General features: G+C 35.5%; 7 protein-coding genes. 1 reads left to right on the top strand and 6 read right to left on the bottom strand.

Translation table 11 applies throughout. The features are described 5' to 3' along the window. The 4 genes from EO124_RS09940 to EO124_RS09925 all read right to left on the bottom strand — a co-directional run. Window positions 1-1,373: hypothetical protein (locus EO124_RS09940; RefSeq protein WP_127059380.1), on the bottom strand; the 1,373-nt coding region annotated here is incomplete at its 3' end. A 493-nt stretch (window positions 1,374-1,866) separates the two neighbouring features. After that, a complete protein-coding gene (locus tag EO124_RS09935; protein ID WP_127059379.1) occupies window positions 1,867-2,661 on the bottom strand; it encodes a hypothetical protein in 795 nt (264 codons plus the stop codon). 1 nt (window position 2,662) lies between these two features. Beyond that, complete coding sequence (locus EO124_RS09930) at window positions 2,663-3,511, bottom strand: relaxase/mobilization nuclease domain-containing protein (protein ID WP_127059378.1); 849 nt, start codon at window positions 3,509-3,511, stop codon at window positions 2,663-2,665. Next, window positions 3,511-3,894, bottom strand: coding sequence for a plasmid mobilization protein (locus EO124_RS09925; RefSeq protein WP_001293660.1), 384 nt, complete (start codon window positions 3,892-3,894; stop codon window positions 3,511-3,513). The genes EO124_RS09930 and EO124_RS09925 overlap by 1 nt, the downstream gene beginning before the upstream one ends. A 498-nt stretch (window positions 3,895-4,392) precedes the next feature. Between EO124_RS09925 and EO124_RS09920 the strand changes: the two genes are divergently transcribed. Continuing rightward, entirely contained in the window at window positions 4,393-5,298 is a 906-nt protein-coding gene (locus EO124_RS09920) for an IS3 family transposase (RefSeq protein WP_127059377.1), read from the top strand. Window positions 5,299-5,517: 219 nt separating this feature from the next. On the opposite strand, the gene EO124_RS09915 is transcribed toward EO124_RS09920, so the two are convergent. Together EO124_RS09915 and EO124_RS09910 are read right to left on the bottom strand one after the other, a co-directional pair. After that, on the bottom strand, window positions 5,518-6,225 hold the full coding sequence (locus EO124_RS09915; RefSeq protein ID WP_127059376.1) for a hypothetical protein: 708 nt from the start codon (window positions 6,223-6,225) through the stop codon (window positions 5,518-5,520). 43 nt (window positions 6,226-6,268) lie between these two features. Next, complete coding sequence (locus tag EO124_RS09910; RefSeq protein ID WP_127059375.1) at window positions 6,269-9,058, bottom strand: YadA-like family protein; 2,790 nt, start codon at window positions 9,056-9,058, stop codon at window positions 6,269-6,271. Window positions 9,059-9,383 lie beyond the last annotated feature (325 nt).

Raw genomic sequence — 9,383 nt, 5'->3', positions numbered from 1 at the left:
TTATCTATTGTTGGTCTTGTTATTCCAGTCGCTCTATAACATTCTATTTTCTTTCCGTTTGGGTTATCGGCTCTCCATTTTTTTATGATTTCTGCTTTTGGATAAACTGAATTTTTTCTCCCTTTAGGTCTCCCATCTACGATTTCTCCCATTTTCTTTTTAATTTCTTTAATCCCTCTAGCTAAAATTAAATGTTCCGATTGCTCTCGATAATTACGTTTATTTACAGGCATAGAAATGCCAGCTAACTTACCAATGAAATCTCGTGGATAATTAGTCGAACCATCATGATACACCTTTAACGCTGTTTTTATATCATCTTCCGTAAAGTGATTGCGCTCATCTTCTGTGATTTCATCATACGGGGCTAAAAGTGAATAAGCGTCTCTTTCTAATTCTTCAAACGGAATGTTACATTTAACGGCGTAAATTCCTAGTGTCATGATCGCAAAATACCTATGTCCAACCTTTATTTCATTACCTCTAAGCCGTTTTAACCACCAATCATATAAGGCACGCTTTACATACCACCGATTAGGTTTTTGACCCAATTCAATACGTCTATGATACCAATCCCCCCATAGTTCCTTTGCATCTGCTATGGGAGTTGTCACCGCATACTCAAGATTAATTCTATACTCGTCCCACTCTTTCAAGTCTTTCGGAAAACACTCGACTAGCTTTTTAATAGTTGTTTTTCCGCCCACTCTATAAGCTCTAACAGGATAAAGCTTACCTAATTTACTCGCACTACCAACCATTCTAAAGCCTTGGGCTATAGGCTGAAATTGAGGATCTACTAAAGAAGTATACGTATTCCATATTCGTTTTGTCAGACCATTTTTAAGCTTATTTAATTCTCTCACAACGTGCTGATTTAATCGTATCGGCTCATCAAACACATAATACAGGTGTGAACCATGTCCACTAAGCACGATATAAGTCGCTTTCGGTATAAAACCACTATTCATCTGATGTAACGTGTCTTTGAGTTGTGCTATGTCTTGTCCATCTAGATCAAAAGCCATAGCATATAAATATTTAGCATTCTCATTCTTACGAGTACGTCCAAAATAGCCTATGGGTGATAGAATAACATTCTCATTACCTAATTCATTTTCAATCGTCTGTAAATTATCAAAAATAAGGCGTTGTTTACGTCCTTCTTTTACATTTAAACGCACCATAATACCATTAGGCTTACCTTTACCTATATTCGTATCTAGATTATAATATTTCTCTTGTTCGAACGTCCCTATAGGAAATAATTCTCGATAAAACTCTAACGGCTTTATTTCTTCGTATCCACGCTCTTTATAAAAGGCGACTTTTAATTTATAAAGTTGTTTTTCTGTATATCGTTTCTTTTCCATTTTTTACACCTCAGCCCCCCCTAAAAACATAATGGGGGGCTTATATTATCAATAGGTTTTTTTTTACATTTTTAGTATATCAAAGATAGACTTATGTTATCAATACAGTTTTTTACACATTTTAATATACCAACGAGATAGAGAAATGACATTCATGACTTAACGTATGTCTATCGAAGATTGACATAGTTAAGCCATGAATTAAGATTAGTACATCGCTTTGAATTACTGCTATAATTTAATCGTTGCTTGCCCCATACTGGCAACAGAAAGGGGGTGCATGAATGTTAGTAGATATTTTCACTTCTTTTATAGTATCTGTCATAGCAGATATAACTTGCCACTATATCTGTAAATGGCTCGACAGATAACTAGCCAAGCAACGAGCCGAAAATAAAAAAGCACGGAGTCCCTAGCTCCGTGCTTTTTTTGCGTGCATACATGTTAGATGTATTTTCACTTCTTTTGCCTAACTATAGTATATCACAAGTTACTAAATACGCATTAATCGTTTTCGTTCGTCAATGTTTGACGATTTAGCTACAAGCTTTTCAGATAGCTTTTCTTTCTGTGTTTTCAGTCCACTCACTTCTAAAGAAAGTTTTGCTTTTACATTCCGCAACTCACACAACTTATTCTCTGACTTTCTAATTTCTTCTAACAAATCAGCACTTTTACATTTCAATGTATCTGGGTCGAAGTCATTAATAATGCGTTTCTGTTGTTTCCGTCTTTCGTCTAAGTGTTGAGTTATCTGTTCCAATCTCTCAACTTCCGTACGCAGTTCAATCACTTTCTTGTCCGTTCTCTCTGCGGATCGGCGAACAAGAAATAACCCAAACCACCACAAGAAACAGATAACACCTGGCACGATAACAGGAGCGTAATGTTCAGCTTTAACGCTACTGATATATAACGCTATCGGCTCTCTATCTACATCACTTGCACCATAGCCATACTCATAACCAATTCGCCCCTTGTTAATGTTAAGGGAAGACATAAGTTTATTAATGCTATCTTGATTACTAGCACTTTCATAATACAGCTCTGAAAAGCCATTACTTTGACCTTGCTCAATCGCTATTTTATAGCGATATGCAAGACTATCAGCAAACAATACTTTCTCATACGCTTGACTTAACCCAAAGCACATTATGAAACCTACCAAAATAAAGCTTAAAATAGACCATTTAAATCCCCATTGTGCTACATAGATAGATAGGATAACCCCAAACACCAAAATAAGCGTAAAAAGGCAATTAATGCCATTTAAAAATCCAAAGTCCATATTATCGACTGAACCCCCTCGAAATTGTTTGTCCTAAACTCTTATTTCTCTCTAACAAACTAGATACATCATCACGATTAAACGCACCTAATGACTTAGCTCGTGCCTTATTTCCACCCTGTTCATAAGTAATATTGCCTGTGCTTGTCATTCGACTAATCGTGATACCTTTCTGTTGTAACGCTCGCTCAAAATCATCTTTGCTTTTGATGTTCTTGTCTTTCCATATATCTTGCAAATCCTGTCGGAGCGTATCTTTCCACGATTTAGCAAGATAATTCTCATCAGTTTTCTTACTCGTTGGTTGTATGCCAGCGTGTCTTTCACGCTCATTCTTGATAGCCTTGCTCTGGTCTAATGTTCGTAACCCATATTTCTCGCAAATTTCATCGTTAAGGCGATATAAATCTTTGGTTAGAATGTCAGCACCTTTTGACAATTCAAGGCTCTTAGCGTTTGAAATTCGCAATTTTTTGCCTGTTTCTGAATTAACAGAGTTAATAATCAAGTGATTGTGTAAATTGTCGGTATCGTTGTGAGTTTCAACTACAACTTGATAACCTTTTTTAGCAAACACTTCTGCCAGTTCCTTGCCCATTTCGTGAACATCTTCCGCATTATAAGATTGTTCACCATACTGATTATCAAAAGATTGGACTATCCAATAATATTGCCTTCCCTCGGTTTTGTCATAAAGCTCCTTTGTGAGTTGCATATCTTCCGCCCATTCATTAGGGCGATTAATGTTGAATGTGGAGTATTCAACATTTCGCCCGTCACGTTCTAGGTAATCTTTAGCACCACCAAGAGAAGCCTTTCCGTTACTATTTCTAACTTTCAAAACTGCCATTATCTTAACTCCTTCAAAATCTCCGATAAGATAACTTTTGTTTCTGAAATTTCACGGAGCAAATTCATTCGGCTATTTTCTAAATTCTCTTTCACCTTTAACAGCTCTTCAAGTGAAATTAAATTATCTGGATATTGAGCAATGTAATTTAAAAAATCTCGGTTCAATTTCACTTGATAATTTCCTAATTTTGCCAAGTTAGAATTTAAAATTTTGAATTGTGAAATCGGTAAATCTTTGATAATTTTAGGCGGTCTATTCTCAATTAAATTTCTTACAAATTCACTCATATTTTGATTTGTAATTTCAGAAAAATACTTCAGCTGGTCGAACTCTTTTTCTGTCATTCTGACCTTAACTAATTTCGTTTTATTTTCGCTCATGGTTGTGTATCCTCTCCAGGGGTTCAAAGGGGACGTAGTCCCTTTTGCAAGACGTGTCTTGGTCACTTTGTGGCTACAGACGCGTGTCTTGCAACTATCTAATAATGTGGGTGGTAAATCGATAGCTTAATTATAGCACATCCACGTATTAAGGTCATTATTAGATAGTTCTGTCTATCCTGTTTGTTCATTGATCAACAGGATAGACTTTGATTATTTACCAATCAATATGGGTGAATAATCAACGCTCTTTTATCTTCTAATTTTGATTACATTAGAACGATAAAAGTTCTGTTCATTCTCATTTAAAGAATGAGCAGAAAATAAAAAAAAGACACTATACTTAGTGTCCTTTTTAGCTACCGCCCTTCGGTTGCTCACTCGAGATTTTAGTACACCAATTTGTTTCAAATTGCTTAGCCAAAATCTCAAGTTCAAAATTAATTATTCCACCATTTATCGATTGTCGGTCTTGTAATACCAGTCGCTCTATAAGAGATTGATGAACTCTACAAGCAAATAGGCATTCTAATCACTCAAAACGAGTGGCTCAAAAAAAAGGTGGCCTATGAGCTAACCGTAAATGAGCGTAAAGAATTAATTGAACCCAAACACCCAGCTTTATCAATCAGGACGCAGGCTAGCCTATTATCGCTAAATCGATCTACGTTATATTATCAGCCTAAAGCTCCCAATACAACGGAATTGGCGTATAAAGAGGCTATTGACCAGATTCATACCAAGGCTCCATTCTTTGGGTCAAGACGGATTGCATTGGCACTGGCAGATGAGTATGGATATATTGTCAACCGTAAAGCTGTACAGCGTCATATGCGTGAAATGGGGATAAAGGTTATTTATCCAAGGCAGCATACGAGCAAGCCGAATAAAAGCCATTTGGTATATACATATTTATTAGACGGCTTGCATATTAATCGACCTAATCAAGTCTGGGCTATCGATATAACATATATCCCATTATCTGCATCATGGCTCTATCTTACAGCTATTATCGACTGGTACTCTAGATACATCATCTCTTGGGAACTCAATGACTCATTAGAAATGAGCTTTGTTTTAGAAGCAAGTAGAAAAGCATTGTCTATGGCTACACCAGAGATTATGAATAGTGACCAAGGAAGTCATTTTACTAGTCATAAATTCACGGATCCATTTTTAAAAGCTAGAAGTAAAATCAGCATGGACCACCGTGGCAGAGCCTTTGATAATATCTTGATTGAGCGTTTATGGCGCACTATTAAGTATGAAAACGTGTATACTACAGCCCCAAAGAGGCTCGTATCGGAATCAAAGAATACATCAATTTCTATAATACTGAACGGTATCACCAAAGCTTGGATTATAAAAAGCCAGCAGAAGTATATTTTTATAACTAGCCTTTGACCAAACTTAAATGTTAGCAAAAAATGGTCTTGACAATGGGGGCCACTTTAAAAAGTTTGAAACCTATGCAAAACAATTTAATTATAATTTTCAGAATCTAAAAAAGGACTAGTATAAACTAGCCTTTTTTAGATTTATAAAAATTATTAAAAACTTATTTTTTATCTCACGTCATTCTTAGACGTAATTAATCAATACTTATTTGAAATATTTCTCCAATTAATGTTCAGATATACCTTCTTGCAAATGCATTTCTTTCACAGATTGCATAGTCGCAAACCAAACAAGATGATCAGCATAATATCTAAGCTCATCATTATTAACAACAGTAGCGGTTTCGTTTATTGGTGATAAAATGGCATTCTCTATATCCGTTACAGCTATGTCAGAATTGTTTTTTCTCGATACTTGATAAATATTATCATTAATTTTATCTGCTAAAACTTGCAATACATTCCAACCATAACTATTTATAAAACCATCACGATCTGTATAACCATTTAAATATTCATAATTATAATAGCGAGTTTGCTTATTGTCGCTATTCCAATTATGCGCCCGTTTAAAACCTTCTATTCGATAATTCAAATTGTGTTTTAATCTTCTATCATAAGAAGATTTTTTTAGTGAATCTAAAAATTGTTCTTCACTGGATGTTAAATTTTCATGATTTGCTTTCTTAAGTTCTAACTGTTCAAATTTTTTATTATCTTCTACCCAGCATACTGCATAGTTATGGATTGCATTACGTGTGTTCGTTTGTGGAATACTTACCATAGGTATATCTGAAGTTACAAGTGTAGATTCTCCCGCAGAAAGCAATGTATCCGTTGTAACATTTTTACTAGAAGAAATTTCTTCTGCAAATACTACAGATGAAATTATTGTTGCTCCTATCATCATAATAGCAATTTTTTTATAATTCATATAAATTCCTCTTTTCGCCTACGTTAATTTCATCATAAATCTTCTATTTATTAACTTTTACTAATAGATCATCTAATTTAGATTCTAATTCTTTAATTCGATTATCTTGGTTTTTAATATGTTGTTTTTGATATTTATTTTCAACTACCAACGAATCTATACGGTCTTGTAGGTTATAGATAGAGCTGATAGGTCCTTGTCTATAAGTATCACGAATAGCTGTCTCATCTGCACGATAACCAATTTTCCAAGTAACTCCTGCATTAGCCATAACTTTACTAGATCCACCTGTCATAGATACACCAGTATGGAACATTAGAGATTCGTTTTTGTAATGTGCTACACCAAGAGCTATAGCACTAGAGCCATTATAATAGCCATAACCTGCCATAATTTGCGTTGGTTCTAAAGGATCATACTGAATAGGTTTTAAAGCTGCCAACGCTGCATTTTGAGCTGAAGCATCTCCAATTTCATTAGCTAAATTATTAATTTTACCATTGAGATCTCGTCCTAAATCAGTCAATTGGCCATAGTTCACTGCATCGGTAGCTGTTAAGCCAGGGCCTACATTTGTAATGCGATTGCCCCCATTATCTAAACCTGTAGAGCTTAAGTTTACAGTTTTCCCGTCAACTCCACTCATTTTTATCCCATTTGCATTTGTTATTGTGGTATTACCTTTTCCATCACTAGTTGTAACTGAAGTAAGGTTTAAGTCTTTTGCAATATCAACAGTATACTCTTTACCACCTGTTGTGTTAGTTGTAGCGTCAGATACTACTAGATTACTAGATCCTGCCTTAACAGATTCTTCTTTAGCAATTTGATTTTTAATTTGATCAGATAAAGAAATATCGTAATTAATAACTTTATCATCCGTATTTTTTATAGGAGATACATTTATGCCTGAATTAGGTTCTGAAGTAACGCTAGCGGCATTAACTGTATAGGTTGTACTTGTAGTATTACCTTTGTTATCTGTTGTTGTAGAGTTATCAACAGTTACGTTTGTCCCCCCATTTACGACAATGGAGCTACCACTTTTTATATTATTAACTAGGTCTTGTACAGATTCATAAGTATTACCATTGTAGTTTAATTGAGTTGTAATAGTGCCGTTTGGATTAATTGTGTAGCTACCACCAATTAATTTTGCTACACTATTAGCAACATTGCCAAGGGCTTTGTTTGTGTCATACAGCTGACTACCATTAACGGCATCAGTGCTTGTAGCGCTAATTAATGCAGGTGCTACATTTTGGATGCGGCGAGTACCATTTACATTACCAACACTTACAACACCAATATTTTGAGTGCCTCCAGCATAGTTATATGTAAGTCCTTCAATTATTTCAGAGATATAATCATTGGCTAACCCTTTAGTGGTAGCACTATCTGCTACATATGCTGCATCTTTACCCAAGAATACTGAATTATCAGCAGTTTTTGTTACATTAGAACCTAAAACGAAAGTATCATTTGTAGAAATAGTATTATTATTACCAACGGAATAAGACGCAGTACCCGATATATTTGAAGAGTTCCCAATAGCAGCTGAATCTTCACCACTGACTATGTTTCCTGTACCAATAGAGATAGAGTTTTTTCCGCTTACTTTCGCTCCGTCACCTAAGGCAATAGAACTTACGCCAGACGCATTTGTATTGGTACCAATAGCAATCGCATTAACTGCCGTCGCTATAGCAAAACGACCAATAACATTAGTATTATTTGCTTGCGCCTTTGCATTGAAACCAATTGCAGTCGATTCATATCCCGTGGACTGAACACTGCTACCGATGCCTACAACATTCCGTGTCGCTTGCGTAACATTGCCATTAGCAAAGTTTCCGATTAATACAGCTCGGTCATTGGTAGAATTACTCCCTGACTGTGGTCCCATAATAATAGATCTATCATTGGTTGAGTTCTGCCCTGCCAAATGCCCAAAATAAATATTGTTATCACCTTTAGAGCCCTCACCGGCAATATTGCCCAGTGCTACATTACCATCACCTGAAATGTTACGCCCTGATGCATTTCCTACCAGAATATTGGAACCAGATCCAAAGCCAGGAAAAGTGAGATTTTTACCATCATTGGATGTCATCCCCACTCCAGCCCCATTGCCAATCATAATGCTGGAAGCTGTGCGAGTATCAATAATACCCTTACCTGCTCCATTGCCAATACCAATATTCCCATAAGCTGCAGTATCCGTTCCAGCCTCTTTTCCAATATAAACACTAGGCGCACGATTGCCATCAGCGACACCAGCTTGTGCAATCTTCGCTTCATCACTCTTAATAGACCCAGCCCGATAGCCAATGGCCACACTATAGTCTTTTTTAGAATTCTGACTAGCCTCGGTACCAATATTAACATTATTAATATTCCAATTATCTATGGTTCCATTACCAGTATTTTCACCAATTGAAATATTACGGCCACCTTCAGCAACTGCTCCTGTTCCAATGGCAATATTCGAGCGTTTTCCTACTGTTGTTCTATTATTTGGATCTTGTGGATTATCCATATCTTTTTTACCTGCAATAGCTCCATCTCCAATAGCGATGGATTGCGAAGTCACAGCATCTGCATTATTTCCTATAGCAATTGCACCAATTGGCTGTTCTGTTTTAGCATTCGCACCAATAGAAATTCCAGTTCCTTTTGAATCACTATTTGATCCAATCGCGACCCCATTTACTAAATCTGTTACCGTTCCAGGCGTATTAACCGCTGTATTTGCAAATACAAAATTAGGGATTGTAGCAATACCACCAATAGTAAGTGCTAAAATAAGGTTCCTTTTTACTTTATTTTTCATCTTTTCAACATACTCCCTTCTAAATACAAACAATATCTTGTAATATAAAAATCTTATAATATATAACTTTTTATACCATCTGATTTTAATAATATCATAAAAATTTTAATACAACGACATAAAAAATCAGATATCAAATTTAATCCCCTACCACTAATAAAACTAATTTTTACTTATACTATGATAGACTAGATAAAAATAGTCAATTTTTATCTAGTCTGCTCGAATATTTTATTCTTACTCCCACCATTTATCTATTGTTGGTCTTGTTATTCCAGTCGCTCTATAACATTCTATTTTCTTTCCGTTTGGGTTATCGGCTCTC

The sequence above is a fragment of the Veillonella ratti genome (assembly GCF_003992115.1).
Classification (GTDB): domain Bacteria; phylum Bacillota; class Negativicutes; order Veillonellales; family Veillonellaceae; genus Veillonella_A; species Veillonella_A ratti.
The sequence above is the reverse complement of the archived record's forward strand: the minus strand, read 5'-3'. Positions and strand labels throughout refer to the sequence as shown.